Genomic DNA, 12,648 nt, shown 5'->3' with positions numbered 1-12,648 from the left:
TTCCACCGAGGATGGCGAGGAGCAGCATGGTCGTACCTCCGTTCGTTACGTCGTTGTAATTCCGGACACCCCAAGACTAGGTGCCTGAATGACACTCAAACGACTTCGGGTGGGAAACACGCCGGTGTTGCCTCCGATTTGCCGGTGTGTTACTGGTGGAGCGACCGCGAGTCCTCGTCCGAGGGTCACCGGAGCGGAGGAAAACCCCGTGGGTGCCGGGCGTCACTCCTCGGAGGAGCGCAGCGCCGCCCGAGGGGAGGCCGCGACGCGGTCGAAGGACGGGCGCGAGGCGTCGACGCTGATCCGCACGCCACCGGGACAAGACTAGGGACGGCGACCGGCGCGCTCCCGATCCGATGGTGCCCCCGGCAGGAATCGAACCTGCGACCAAGAGATTAGAAGGCTCCTGCTCTATCCGCTGAGCTACGGGGGCGGACTGCGACCACGATACCGAAGCGCAGAGGCCGCGCCCGCCGGGGCCTAGGCGCCCCGGACGAGTCCCAGCACTCCCACGACCAGGGAGACCACGGCGAGGGCGAGCGACACGCCGATGAGCACCGTGTGCACGCGGAGGAAGGTCGTCGCGCGGCCGTCCGCGTCGCGCGCCCGCGGGTCCTTGCGGACGCGGCGGAGGAAGGGCGGCCAGACGATCGCGTTCCACACGGCGTTGACGATCAGGAGGCAGCAGGCGAGCGTGATCACGAGGGTCCAGTGTAGGAGGAGCGGGACGGCCGGACCGGGTGTCGGCGGCCGCCGATAGACTGCCCCGCATGAGTAGCGCCCCCGACCGTCTTGTCTGGATCGACTGCGAGATGACGGGGCTCGACCTCTCCGTCGACGAGCTCGTCGAGATCGCCGTCGTCGTCACCGACTTCGAGCTGAACCCGCTCGACGAGGGGCTCTCCCTCGTCATCCGGCCCGACGCGACCGCGCTCGAGAACATGGGCGACTTCGTCCGGTCGATGCACGAGACCTCCGGGCTGCTGGTCGAGATCCCCTCCGGCGTCAGCGTCGCGGAGGCCGAGTACGAGGTGCTGGAGTACGTGCTGAAGCACGTCCCGGCGGACCAGCAGGCCCCCCTCGCCGGCAACTCGATCGGCACCGACCGCGCCTTCCTCGCGAAGTTCATGCCGCGCCTCGACGGCCACCTGCACTACCGCAACGTCGATGTCAGCACGATCAAGGAGCTGGCACGGCGCTGGTTCCCGCGCATCTACTTCAACGCGCCCAAGAAGCACGGCGGACACCGCGCTCTCGCCGACATCCTCGAGAGCATCCGAGAGCTGCAGTACTACCGCCGTGCCGTGTTCGTGGAGCAGCCGGGGCCGAGCACCGCCGAGGTGCAGGCCGTGTCGGCCGCCGTCGTGGACGAGTTCGCCTCGCGGATGTAGTACTCTCGTACAGTTGCTTCGGCGGGTCACCCCGCCGGAACACGCTCCTGGTGGGTATAGCTCAGTTGGCAGAGCGCCTGGTTGTGGTCTAGGAGGTCGCGGGTTCGAGCCCCGTTACTCACCCCAGTGGCTGTGCATGCAGCGGAAGAGGCCCGGAGTTCCGACTCCGGGCCTCTTCGCACATCCGGCGACCGGCAGCGATCGCCGACGCAGAGAGGTCCCGGATGCTCGAGCTGGACGAGGACGCCTTCGAAGCCCTGGTGATCTCCGAGCTCGACGCGCTCCCGGACGACATGGTCGACGGGCTCGACAACGTCGTGTTCGTCGTGGAGGACCGGCCCGAGGACGGGACCCTGGATCTGCTCGGCTACTACGACGGCGTCGCCCTCACCGAGCGCGAGCGCTACGGCTTCGGCGAGATGCCCGACCGCATCGTGCTGTTCCGCGAGCCGCACCTCGCCGCGTGCGACGATCTGGACGCGCTGCGCGACGAGATCCACGTCACGCTCGTCCACGAGATCGCCCACTTCTACGGCATCGACGACGACCGGCTGCACGAGCTCGGCTGGGCCTGATCACCGCCGAGGGCGAGCCTCTCACCGGCATCCGCGCGTCGCAGCGCTCGGAGTGGACCCCTCAGCCGCGCACCGCTCCCCCGCCGCCCGTGTCCAGCACGAGGTCGGCGTTCTCCCGGGGCCGCTCCCGAGCGCAGTAGGAGCGGAAGTCGCGGTCCCAGGCGTCCCAGTGCGGAGCGAAGAGCTCGCCGTCGCGCTCGAGCGCGCGCACGCGCCGCACCTCGTCGTCGGCCTCGAGCCAGACCACCAGATCGGCGTGGCGGCGCGCGGCGGCGCCGGCCGATCCGCAGCCCTCGAGCACGAGAAGCGGCTCGCGGACGACGCGGCGCCCGGCCGTCGTCCCCGCGGCCCAGTTCCAGGGCCGCCAGTGCGCCGCGAGGCCGAGGCCGTGGGGGCGGACGAGCGTCGCGGCCGTCTCCCGCGACGCCCGGTCCAGGCCCGTCCAGCCGGGGTAGAGATCGTCCATCCGCACGAGCGCGACCGACGATGCCGCCGGCGCGAGACGGAGCTGCTCGACCAGCGCGCGCGCGAACGTCGACTTGCCGGAGCCGCTCGGTCCGTCCAGCAGCACCGTCCGACGACGCCGCGCGATCACGGAGCGGGCGAGGTCGCCCGCCGTCCGATCCGTCAGCGGCAGGATCCGCTCAGCCATGCAGGACGAAGCTCCAGGAGCCGGTGACGACGGCGGCGGTCACGGCGACGGCAGCGATCAGCACTCCGCCCGCGAGCAGCAGGAGGTCGCCGGCTCCGAGGCGCGACTGCCGCGCCCAGGTGCGCGGGACGCCGGAGCCGAAGCCCTTCGCCTCCATCGCCGTCGCGAGCCTGCTCCCCCGCCGGATGGCCAGCACGAGCAGCGAGAACGTGCGGGCCGCGAGGCTGCGGAGCGCCTCGACGGGCCCGTGGCCGTCGGCGACCCCGCGGGCCCGGCGGGCCATCGACAGGGTGCGCCAGTCGTCGACGAGCAGACCGACGAGCCGCATGCCGGCGAGAGCGCCGAGCACGAAGCGCGAGGGCAGGCGCAGGATCTGCGCCAGGCCGTCCGCCAGGTCCGTCGGGTCGGTGGTGGCGATGAGGACCACGCTCGGCAGTCCGATCGCCAGGACGCGCAGCGCGATGGCCAGCCCGAGGGCGACGGATCCCTCTGTGACCGAGACGATGAGGAACTCCGCGAAGACGGCGCCGCTGTCGCGACCGTAGAGAACAGTCGAGAGGCCGGCGAGCGGAGCCGCGATCCAGACGGGAGCCGTCCGCCGCACGAGCTCGCCCGCCCGGAGCCCCGCGAAGGGCAGAACCAGCAACTCGAGCGCCAGCGCCGTCGCCGCGGAGACCGCATCGACCGTGAGGAGGAGCGCGAACGCGATGACCAGGCTGGCGAGGAGCTTGGCGACCGGGTTGGCCCGGGCGATCCGGCTGCGCGCGGGAACGGAGTCGAGGAGCGTCATCCCGACACCGCCTCGCGGGCGCCGAGGGTGACGACCGAGTCGGCGAGGGCGGCGACCAGCGCCTCGTCGTGGGTGACGGCGAGCACCGCCGTGCCCGCGTCGCGCTGCTCGGCGAGGAGGTCGACGAGCACCTCCCAGGTCAGGCGGTCCTGCCCGAACGTCGGCTCGTCGAGGACGAGCACGGACGGCGACCGGGTGAGGGCGGACGCGACGGCCAGGCGCCGCTTCTCGCCTCCGGAGAGGGTGAACGGATTGGCGTCGGCGAGGTGCGCGAGGCCGAGGCGCTCCAGGAGCTCCTCCGCCCGATGCCGCTCCGCCTCGTCGCGGGCGCCCAGCGCGAGCTCGGCGCGCACGCGAGCGGTGAGGAACTGGTGCTCCGGCTCCTGGAACACCATCGCGATCCGTCCGGCGAGCTGAGCCGAGGTCCAGCGGATCGGCTCCGGGCCCGCACCGGCGCGGAGCGACTCGGAGGCGGTCACCCGCCCCGCGACCGGCGGCAGGAGACCGGCCAGCGTGAGCGCGAGGGTCGACTTCCCCGCGCCGTTGGGTCCCAGCACGGCCGTGGCCCGCGCGGAGTCGACGGCGAGCTCGAGCCCCGAGGCCACGATGGTCGAGCGGCGGCGCCCGAGGACGGGCCGGCCGATGGCGAGGTCGTGCGCGCTCAGGGCGGCGGGCGAGGGCAACACGCTCGCCCCGCGCCTGGCGGGGGTGTCACCGGGCAGCCAGACGCCGGAGGCGCGGAGCACGTCGTGCGTTCGATCGAGGACCTCGACCGGAGCGCCGTCGGCGACGACCGCGCCGTCCCGCCCGAGCACCACGACCCGGTCGACGAGGCCGACCCACACGTCGACCCGGTGCTCGACGACGATCAGCGTCGCCCCCGTGCGGTCGGCCGTGCGCTCCACCGCCGCCCGCACCTCGCGTACACCGTCCGGATCGAGGTTGGCGGTGGGCTCGTCGAGGAGCAGGAGCCGCGGACGCATGGCGAGCACACCCGCCAGGGCGAGCCTCTGCTTCTGCCCGCCCGAGAGCGCCGAGGTGGAGTGGTCCAACGGCACGTCGAGCCCGACGTCGCCGAGTGCCTCCCGCACCCGCGCGGGGATCTCCTCGCGCGGCACGCCGAGGTTCTCGCAGGCGAATGCGACGTCGTCGCCGACCCGCGCCAGGACCGCCTGAGTGTCCGGATCCTGCAGCACGAGCCCCGCGACACCGCGCCGGGTGAGCGGCGCGGCTCCGTCGATCTCGAGCTCGCCCGCCGCGGAGCCGTCCTCCTCCCCGCCGAGGACGCCGGCCAGGGCGTGCAGCAGCGTGCTCTTTCCCGCGCCGGAGGGGCCGAGGAGCAGCACGCGCTCCCCCGGCTCCAGCGCGAGATCGAGGCCGGAGAGGGCGTCGCGGGAGCGTCCCGCGTGCCGCCAGCTCCAGCCCCGCGCCCGGACGTAAGCGCCGCTCATCGAGCGCCCGCGCCGGCTCCCTCGACCGTCCGGCCCTCGCGCCCGGAGGCGAAGCGGTCCAGCGCTCCCGAGGCCGCGAGCCCCCGCACCGCGAACCAGGACAGCAGCCCGGCCAGGAGCGCGCCCGAGACGATCGAGGAGGCGACGTAGACGGTCTTGAAGAGCGCGTCGTTGACGGCGTAGTACGACAGCAGGTCGTTGATCGCGAGGGCGAGCCCCGCACCGGCACCGGCCAGCATCGCGACGAGCGGACGGCCGCTGCGGTAGAGGAAGAGCGCCAGGACGATCTCCGCGCCGAGTCCCTGCACGAGTCCGGAGATCAGCACGGTGAAGCCCCACTGGGTGCCGATCAGAGCCGACACGGCCGCGGCGACCAGCTCGGTGTAGAGCGCGGCTCCGGGCTTGCGGATGATCAGGCCGCCGAGGACGCCGGCGAAGAGCCAGCCGCCGCCGAGGAGCCCGCCGAGCCCGGGCAGGAACTCGAAGGCGAGGCCGAGGACGTTCGTCGCCAGGCCCCAGGCCCAGAAGACGATCCCGCTCGCGACGGCGACGACGCTCGCCACCACGATGTCGACGACCCGCCAGCGCAGATCGCGCCGGGCCGGGGCGGAGGAGGTGAGGTTCTGCGCGTTCGTGTTCTGCGCGTTCGTGTTCTGCGCGTTCGTGTTCTGCACTGACGTGCCCTTTCGTGGAAGCGAATGGAGGGCACGGGTTGGTAAGAGGAGATCGAAACGTTCCTTCGCTGGCATGACCCAGATCAGGTTCGACGGTCGAAGGCTGCTGCCTTCCTCTCAGCCCGGTGCACCGGACTCCCGTGTTCGTCGGCAATCATAGACGTCATGTCGTGGTCGGTGGTCGTCGTCCTGGCCGTGCTGCTGATCGTCCTGCTGCAGGCCCTGCTCTGGCAGCGCCGTGCGCGGATCCGCCGCGAGCTGCTCAGCTACGGCACGCGGGTGCCCGCTCGCGTCGTCGGGCCGGATCCGGCACGCGGCGATCGCGATTCTGCACGGGATCTGGGCCGGCTCCTGGTCGTCTACCGGACCGCCGAGGGTGTGGAGAAGCGCGCGCAGAAGTACCCGCTGAAGCGGGGGGACGCGTGGATGGCCGGTGAGCCCGCCGCGGTGATCTACGACCCCCGCCGGCCGGACGACGCCGAGCGGCTGATCGTCGGCTTCGGCCGGACGAAGAAGAAGTGGTACCCCGCGCGCCAGCAGCGCGCCAGCTGACGCGGGGCCGCTCCGGTTACTTCTTGAGGGCGCGGATGATGCGCGCGAGGGCCTTGCCGGTCACCCAGACGAAGGGGATGCCGACGGCGAGGACCGAGATCACGTTCGGCTGGAACCGCAGGCCGAGGTCGTCCTTGATGTAGGCGCCGATCGGGATGACCGTGGCGCCGCCGCCCCCGCCGCCGCCCTCCTGGCCGTCCTCGGAGCCGCTGCCTCCGCCGAAGCCGAACCAGCGGAGGGCGACGGGGACGAGCGAGACGCCGTCGACGGTGACGGGCTCGCCGTAGATCGTCGCGGTACCCGCGGTGGTGACGGTGTCGGCCAGGGAGACTGCGATGTTGGGCATGGTGCGACGGTACTCCGCGGCTCTCCGCGGCGACAAGCGGCCCGCCGGGGCGCACAGGACTCGTCCATGGACCTCCGGGGACCTGCTGCCATGATCGACGGATGTCCGTCCGCACCGGAAGCCGCCGCCCCGTGCGCTCGGCCGCGGTGGCGGTCGCGAGCCTCGTGCTCGCAGCCTTCCTCGCCTTCCACCGCGCGCTGCCCGATCCGATCGGCTGGCTGTCGGTCCTCGAGGTCGGGATCCCCTGGACGGGGCTCCTCGTGCTGCTCCTCATCGCGGCCGCGGCGGCCCTCCGGTCGCGCCGGACGGCGGCCGCGGTCACCGTGCTGGCGATGGTCTACGGCGTGCTGGTGCTGCCGGTCGCACTGCCGGCGCCGGCCGTGCGCTCCGGCTCGTTCACCGTCGTCAGCCAGAACATCGAGACGAGCGGCGACGCCGGCGGGCTCGCCGCCTCGCTCGCCGCCCGCGGCCCCGACGTGATCGCGCTGCAGGAGCTCGACGGAGACGCGGTGGACGCGGTCGACGCCGAGCTGGCCGACGAGTACCCGTACTCGTCCGTCTCGAGCACCGTCGGCGTCTGGAGCCGGACCGAGCTGACCGACGAGGAGCCGCTCGACCTCGGTCTCGGCTGGGAGCGCGCGCTCGCCGTCGACGTCGACACGCCGGTCGGCAGCGCTCGCCTGTTCGTGGTGCACCTGGCCTCGTTCCGGCCGGGCGACCACGAGGAGCGGGACACCATGCTCTCGAACCTCGCCACCGCTCTTCGAGACGACGAGTCGGAGCGGACACTGGTCATCGGCGATTTCAACACGCCGACGGACGACCACCTGTTCGCTCCGGTGCTGGTGGAGGCGGGTCTCGTCCGCACGGGCGGTGTCGGCTTCCCGGCGACCTGGCCGTCCCTGCTGCCGCTCGTCTCGCTCGACCACGCGCTCGCCGACGGCGTCACCGCCGCGACCGTCGCGGTCCTGCCGCCGAACGGCTCCGACCACCGCCCGATCAGTCTGACGATCGGTTCCGCGTAGCGAGCGTGTCGCTGAGGTCGATCCCCTTGGCCGACTCGGGAGCCGACCGGGACAGGAGCGAGGCGGGACGCACGGCCCCGGAGCCGAAGCGGGCGGCCACGCCGTCGACAGCGAGCTCCGCGTCGCGCCAGTCGTCGGAGTCGCTCCACAGGGAGAACGCGACGTCGTCGCCCTCGACCAGCTGCTCGCCGCGCACGCCGATCAGCCGCACGGGCCGCCGCATCGGGTTGGCCGCCTCGAGGAGCGCGGAGGAGGCCTCGTAGAGGACCCGGGCCACGTCCGTCGCCTCGACGAGCGTGCGGGAGCGGGTGAGGGTGCTGAAGTCGCCGAAGCGCACCTTCACCGCGACGGTGCGGCAGCGCACTCCCGAGCGGCGCATCCGCACGGCGACCTTGTCGCAGAGCCGCAGCAGCTCACGACGGACGAGCTCGGGGTCGGCCACGTCGTCGGCGAACGTGATCTCGTGTCCGGCGCTCTTCTCGATCTGGCGGGTGTCGACCGGCCGCGGATCCACCCCGTTCGCCAGGGCGTGCAGGCGCCTCCCGGTCGCCTCGCCGAGGGCGGACACCAGCGACGGCAGCGGGGTGGTCGCGACGTCGGCGACGGTGCGCAGACCGCGGCGGACGAGCGCCTCCTCCGTGCTCGCGCCGACTCCCCACAGCGCGCTCACGGGCAGCGGATCGAGGAACTCGCGGACGCCGTCGGCGGGGACGACCAGCAGACCGTCGGGCTTGGAGCGGCCGGAGGCGAGCTTGGCGACGAACTTGGTGCTGGCGATCCCGACCGAGCAGGTCAGCCCGAGCTCGGCGTGCACCCGGCGGCGGATCTCGGTGCCGATCGCGAACGGCGAGCCCGAGATGCGGCGGGCACCCGCGACGTCGAGGAACGCCTCGTCGATGCTCAGGCGCTCGACCAGCGGCGTGAAGGAGTCGAAGATCGCCATGACGCGGCGAGAGGCCTCGCGGTAGCGCTCCATGTGCGGCTCGAGGACCACGGCCTGCGGGCAGCGGCGGAGGGCGACCGCCATGGGCATCGCCGAGTTGACGCCGTAGCGGCGCGCCTCGTAGGTCGCCGCTGTGACGACGGAGCGCGCTCCGTGGTGGCCCACGATGACCGGCCTCCCGCGCAGATCCGGCCGGTCGAGCAGCTCGACGGAGGCGAAGAACGCGTCCATGTCGATGTGCATGATGCTCGCGCGCGGGTCGTCGAAGGGCTCGGTCGTGACCTGCCGCCCCGTGCCGTCCTGCTTGCTCACGCGGTGCCGTCCTGCTTGCTCACGCGGTGCCGTCCTGCTTGCTCACGCGGTGCCGTCCTGCTCGCTCACGCCGTGCCGTCCTGCCTGCTCACGCCGCTCCGTCCTGCTCGACCACACCTCCGGACATGATCGCACCCACCACCGACATCGGCTTCCCGGCCGCTGCGCCCGGGCCGGCCGGGAATGAGCGCCGACCACTCGCGGTTGACCCGAGCACCACGACGCTCCGGAGAGACCATGACGCACGAGCAGCCCGACTCCCCCACCGCCACCGCCACCGAGACCGGCCCCGGCGCCGAGATGAGCCGCTGGCTCGATCTGCAGGACCGCGCCCACCGCGCCTTCGAGCTCCGGCTGAGCGCCGTCGAGGACTGGTCGGCCCCCACGCCCGACACCGAGTGGGACACGCGCGCGCTCGTGCTGCACGTCGTCCGCGAGCAGCAGCGCGCGCACACGCTCCTCTCGGGCGGCGATGAGTCGGCGCTGCGACTCGAGTCCGTCGCCACCGATCTGAGGAGCGAGTGGCGCCGCGTGACCGACCGCCTGCGCGTCGCTGTCCGCACCGTCGACCCGGCGGCGACCGTGCAGCTGGGGCGCGACACCGTCAGCGCCGTCGAGCTGCTGCAGGAGCAGACGGCCGATGTGACCGTCCACGCCTGGGACCTCGCCCGCGCGACCGGCAGCGACGAGCGGCTGGACGAGGAGCTCGTCGCAGCGGTCTGGGAGCTCTTCGCACCCCAGGAGGAGACCCTGCGCGCGAGCGGCCTCTACGCCGCGCCCGTGCCGGTCGACGACGCCGCCTCTCTCCAGAGCCGCCTGCTCGCCATCACCGGACGCGACGACCGCCTCGCCGCCTGACGGCCCGGCGCCCGGACGCCGTCAAGGCCTGGGGGCGTCCAGGGACGCCGCGGCAGGATGGAGGGGACCACGAACACGGGGCGACCCGCCCCGACGAGGAGAGGAACGTCCATGACACGCATCGCCGTCATCGGAGCCCACGGCAAGGTGGGGCAGCAGATCCTGCACCTGCTCTACGACGCCGGCCACGAGTCGGTCGGAGTGATCCGCAACCCCGATCACGCCGAGGACATCGTCCGGCTGGGCGGCGAGCCGCTCGTGCACGACCTCGAGGACACGACGCCCGAGGCCTTCGCCGAGGCGCTGGGCCACGTCGACGGCATGGTCTTCACCGCCGGAGCCGGACCCGACTCGGGCCCGGAGCGCAAGCGCACCGTCGACCTGGGGGCGTCCGTCCTCAGCCAGAAGGCCGCCGCGATCGTCGGGGTCCAGCACTTCGTGCAGGTCAGCGCGATCGGTGTGGACGAGCCGCTCCCCGAGGACACGGAGGAGGGCTGGAAGGCCTACGTCGAGGCCAAGCGCGACGCCGACGCGGCACTGCGCGACTCCGGCCTCGACTACACGATCCTCCGCCCGGGCGGGCTGACGGACGACGAGGGCACCGGCACGATCACGCTCGGCACCTCCGTCGAGAAGGGGAGCATCCCCCGAGCGGACGTCGCCGCCACGGTGATCGCCGCCCTGGCGCAGCCGACCTCCATCGCGAAGACGTGGGAGATCGTCTCCGGTCCCACCCCGATCGAGGACGCGGTGGCTCAGGGAGCCTGAGCCCCGGCACCTCCTCCTAGAGTGGGGCGGGTGAGCACCCACCCGCCCCGCCCCTGGATCCGCAGCTACGCGCCCGGCGTGCCGACGGAGCTCGAGCTCCCGACCGGCTCGCTCGTCGACATCGTCACCGAGTCGGCCGAGCGCTATCCCCACCAGGTCGCGCTCGAGTTCTTCGGCCGTTCGACCAGCTACTCCCAGCTCGCCGACGAGGTGGAGCGGGCCGCCGAGGGCCTCCGCCGCCTGGGCGTCCGCGCGGGCGATCCTGTCGCCCTCGTCCTCCCGAACTGCCCGCAGCACGTCGTCGCCTTCTACGCCGTCCTCCGGCTCGGCGCCGTGGTGGTCGAGCACAACCCGCTCTACACCCCGCGCGAGCTGCGCCACCAGTTCGAGGACCACGGCGCTCGTGTCGCGATCGCCTGGAACCGCGTCGTGCCGACGGTGCAGGACCTCCCGGCCGACCTCGGCGTCGAGACCGTCGTCGCCGTCGACCTCACCCGCGCGATGCCCGCCTCGATGCGCGCAGCCCTCCGCCTGCCGCTGAAGAAGGCCCGGGAGTCGCGCGCCGCGCTGACCGGGCCGGTCCGCGGCGCGATCGAGTGGGAGACGCTGCTGCGACGGCGGATCGACCCGGCGCACCCGCGCCCGGTCGCGGAGGACCTCGCGGTCATCCAGTACACGAGCGGCACGACCGGCACGCCCAAGGGCGCCGAGCTGACCCACGCGAACCTGACGGCGAACGCCGCCCAGTCGCGCGCCTGGGTGCCGACGGTCCGCCGCGGCGACTGCGTGGTCTACGCGGTGCTCCCCATGTTCCACGCCTACGGGCTGACGCTCTGCCTCACCTTCGCGATGAGCATGGGCGCGCGCCTGGTGCTGTTCCCGAAGTTCGACCCGGAGCTGGTGCTGAAGGTCGTCAAGAAGCACCCCGCCACCTTCCTCCCGGCCGTTCCGCCGATCGCGGAGCGCCTGGCGCGCAGCGCGCAGCAGCGGGGCGTCTCCCTCCGCGGCATCGAGATCGCCATCTCCGGCGCGATGCCGCTCGACCCGGCGCTGGTCGAGTCGTTCGAGGCGCTGACCGGAGGCACGCTCGTCGAGGGCTACGGCCTCTCGGAGACCTCTCCGGTCCTGATGGCCAACCCGGTCGGTCCGACGCGACGCGCCGGGACGGTCGGGCTCCCGCTGCCCGGCACCGACGTGCGGATCGTCGACCCCGAGGATCCCGACACGGAGGTGGCGACCGGCGAGCAGGGCGAGCTGGTCGTGCGCGGTCCGCAGGTGTTCCGGGGCTACCACCGCAAGCCCGACGAGACGGCGGCGACCTTCACCGGCGACGGCTGGTTCCGCACCGGCGACATCGCGACGATCGACGAGGACGGCTTCGTGCGCATCGTCGACCGGATCAAGGAGCTCGTGATCACGGGCGGCTTCAACGTCTCGCCGTCCGAGGTGGAGGAGGTGCTGCTCCGCCTGCCCGAGATCAAGGAGGTGGCGGTGGTCGGCCTGCCCGATCCGCGCAGCGGCGAGTCCGTGGCGGCGGCGGTCGTCCTGGAGCCCGGCGCGCAGCTCGACGTCGCAGCCGCCCGCAAGGCCGTCCGGGAGGCGCTGACGCCCTACAAGGTGCCCAAGCGGATCACCGTCGTCGACGAGCTGCCGCGGAGCATGATCGGCAAGGTCCTCCGCCGCAAGGTGAAGGCGATGCTGACCGACGAGGACTAGCCCGGAACGAGCGAGGGCCCCCGACCACTGTCCGTGATCGGGGGCCCTCTGCAACGAGGCTAGAAGCCGAAGTCGCCGCCTCCGAAGTCGCCGCCCCCGCCGAAGTCGCCTCCGCCACCGAAGTCGCCGCCGCCGGAGTCGCCCCAGCCGCCGCCGTCTCCGGCGTCCGCACCGGAGGCGTCCGCACCTCCCGCATCCGCTCCGCCGTCGGCCGAGGCGTCTCCCCCGCCGTCACCGCCGGCGTAGTCGCCTCCCGCGTCGGGGAGGAACGCGCCCGCGATGGCCGAGCCGATCGCGAACCCGGCGATCGTGCCGAGCATCGAGGAGGCGAGGACGCCGCCGAAGCCCATGCCTCCGCCGCCGGAGAAGCGCCAGCAGGTCTTCCGAGAGCTCAGCGAGGGGGCCCCTGTCGGCGACGCGCCGAAGGACGACGACCCCCGCACGCTCGCCCAGTCCGCCACGAGGAGCGAGCTGCGCCAGCCCGGATTCATGGAGCGGCGCTTCTCCGGCGGCGGAGGCATGGGCTTCGGCGGCGTCCTCGCCTCCTCGATGCTCGGCACGATCGCCGGGTTCGCGATCGGCTCGGCCATCGCGG

The 12,648-nt window shown here is 72.9% G+C and carries 15 protein-coding genes, 2 tRNA genes, 1 pseudogene and 1 riboswitch; of the genes and pseudogenes, 9 read left to right on the top strand and 9 right to left on the bottom strand.

What is annotated here, in order from left to right; all coding sequences use genetic code 11:
- Window positions 1–357 precede the first annotated feature (357 nt).
- Both C5C82_RS06430 and C5C82_RS06425 read right to left on the bottom strand, forming a co-directional pair.
- A tRNA-Arg gene (locus C5C82_RS06430) sits at window positions 358–433 on the bottom strand.
- Window positions 434–480: 47 nt separating this feature from the next.
- Window positions 481–702: an SCO4848 family membrane protein gene (locus C5C82_RS06425; protein WP_104223717.1), complete on the bottom strand. Its 222-nt coding sequence runs from the start codon at window positions 700–702 to the stop codon at window positions 481–483.
- Between the two features lie 68 nt (window positions 703–770).
- Here C5C82_RS06425 and orn point away from each other — a divergent pair, with 68 nt between their 5' ends.
- The 3 genes from orn (at window position 771) to C5C82_RS06410 (ending at window position 1,966) form a co-directional block, all read left to right on the top strand.
- The gene (gene orn / locus C5C82_RS06420; protein ID WP_104257371.1) at window positions 771–1,391 is read left to right on the top strand and encodes an oligoribonuclease; all 621 of its coding nucleotides are present in this window, start codon (window positions 771–773) and stop codon (window positions 1,389–1,391) included.
- 50 nt (window positions 1,392–1,441) lie between these two features.
- Window positions 1,442–1,517 (top strand) — tRNA-His (locus tag C5C82_RS06415).
- Between the two features lie 98 nt (window positions 1,518–1,615).
- The gene (locus C5C82_RS06410; protein ID WP_104223719.1) at window positions 1,616–1,966 is read left to right on the top strand and encodes a metallopeptidase family protein; all 351 of its coding nucleotides are present in this window, start codon (window positions 1,616–1,618) and stop codon (window positions 1,964–1,966) included.
- A gap of 61 nt (window positions 1,967–2,027) precedes the next feature.
- Here C5C82_RS06410 and C5C82_RS06405 read toward each other — a convergent pair whose 3' ends face one another.
- The 4 genes from C5C82_RS06405 to C5C82_RS06390 are packed head-to-tail and all read right to left on the bottom strand — an operon-like array spanning window position 2,028 to window position 5,533.
- Window positions 2,028–2,618, bottom strand: coding sequence for an AAA family ATPase (locus tag C5C82_RS06405; protein WP_219812582.1), 591 nt, complete (start codon window positions 2,616–2,618; stop codon window positions 2,028–2,030).
- The gene (locus C5C82_RS06400; RefSeq protein ID WP_104295462.1) at window positions 2,611–3,408 is read right to left on the bottom strand and encodes an energy-coupling factor transporter transmembrane protein EcfT; all 798 of its coding nucleotides are present in this window, start codon (window positions 3,406–3,408) and stop codon (window positions 2,611–2,613) included. Before C5C82_RS06400 ends, C5C82_RS06405 begins: the two co-directional genes overlap by 8 nt.
- Complete coding sequence (locus tag C5C82_RS06395; RefSeq protein WP_104292171.1) at window positions 3,405–4,859, bottom strand: ABC transporter ATP-binding protein; 1,455 nt, start codon at window positions 4,857–4,859, stop codon at window positions 3,405–3,407. Before C5C82_RS06395 ends, C5C82_RS06400 begins: the two co-directional genes overlap by 4 nt.
- Entirely contained in the window at window positions 4,856–5,533 is a 678-nt protein-coding gene (locus C5C82_RS06390) for an ECF transporter S component (RefSeq protein ID WP_104223722.1), read from the bottom strand. Before C5C82_RS06390 ends, C5C82_RS06395 begins: the two co-directional genes overlap by 4 nt.
- A gap of 43 nt (window positions 5,534–5,576) precedes the next feature.
- Window positions 5,577–5,684: riboswitch (TPP riboswitch) on the bottom strand.
- Between the two features lie 14 nt (window positions 5,685–5,698).
- Between C5C82_RS06390 and C5C82_RS06385 the strand changes: the two genes are divergently transcribed.
- A complete protein-coding gene (locus tag C5C82_RS06385) occupies window positions 5,699–6,085 on the top strand; it encodes a DUF3592 domain-containing protein (RefSeq protein WP_104223723.1) in 387 nt (128 codons plus the stop codon).
- 16 nt (window positions 6,086–6,101) lie between these two features.
- On the opposite strand, the gene C5C82_RS06380 is transcribed toward C5C82_RS06385, so the two are convergent.
- Window positions 6,102–6,431 carry a hypothetical protein gene (locus C5C82_RS06380; RefSeq protein ID WP_104223724.1) on the bottom strand — a complete coding sequence of 110 codons (330 nt, stop codon included), beginning with the start codon at window positions 6,429–6,431 and terminating at the stop codon, window positions 6,102–6,104.
- 101 nt (window positions 6,432–6,532) lie between these two features.
- Between C5C82_RS06380 and C5C82_RS06375 the strand changes: the two genes are divergently transcribed.
- Window positions 6,533–7,456 (top strand): endonuclease/exonuclease/phosphatase family protein, encoded by a 924-nt coding sequence (locus C5C82_RS06375; RefSeq protein WP_104354814.1) that lies wholly within the window; start codon window positions 6,533–6,535, stop codon window positions 7,454–7,456.
- Here C5C82_RS06375 and dinB read toward each other — a convergent pair.
- Window positions 7,431–8,711, bottom strand: a complete 1,281-nt coding sequence (gene dinB / locus C5C82_RS06370; protein ID WP_104223726.1) for a DNA polymerase IV — start codon at window positions 8,709–8,711, stop codon at window positions 7,431–7,433. The genes C5C82_RS06375 and dinB overlap by 26 nt on opposite strands.
- A gap of 237 nt (window positions 8,712–8,948) precedes the next feature.
- Between dinB and C5C82_RS06365 the strand changes: the two genes are divergently transcribed.
- The 3 genes from C5C82_RS06365 (at window position 8,949) to C5C82_RS06355 (ending at window position 12,053) form a co-directional block, all read left to right on the top strand.
- A complete protein-coding gene (locus tag C5C82_RS06365) occupies window positions 8,949–9,569 on the top strand; it encodes a TIGR03086 family metal-binding protein (RefSeq protein ID WP_258065993.1) in 621 nt (206 codons plus the stop codon).
- A gap of 111 nt (window positions 9,570–9,680) precedes the next feature.
- Entirely contained in the window at window positions 9,681–10,337 is a 657-nt protein-coding gene (locus tag C5C82_RS06360; protein ID WP_104223727.1) for an SDR family oxidoreductase, read from the top strand.
- Window positions 10,338–10,367: 30 nt separating this feature from the next.
- On the top strand, window positions 10,368–12,053 hold the full coding sequence (locus C5C82_RS06355; RefSeq protein ID WP_104354813.1) for a long-chain-fatty-acid--CoA ligase: 1,686 nt from the start codon (window positions 10,368–10,370) through the stop codon (window positions 12,051–12,053).
- Between the two features lie 59 nt (window positions 12,054–12,112).
- Here C5C82_RS06355 and C5C82_RS06350 read toward each other — a convergent pair whose 3' ends face one another.
- Entirely contained in the window at window positions 12,113–12,403 is a 291-nt protein-coding gene (locus C5C82_RS06350; protein ID WP_104354812.1) for a hypothetical protein, read from the bottom strand.
- Here C5C82_RS06350 and C5C82_RS06345 point away from each other — a divergent pair.
- Window positions 12,402–12,648 (top strand): annotated as a pseudogene (locus tag C5C82_RS06345) (hypothetical protein); the annotation flags it as partial. The gene C5C82_RS06350 and the pseudogene C5C82_RS06345 sit on opposite strands and share 2 nt — an antisense overlap.

This window comes from Rathayibacter sp. AY1D5, from assembly GCF_002932515.1.
Lineage (GTDB): Bacteria > Actinomycetota > Actinomycetes > Actinomycetales > Microbacteriaceae > Rathayibacter.
Note: the sequence above shows the minus strand (reverse complement) of the source record. Positions and strands in the feature narration are given on the sequence as shown.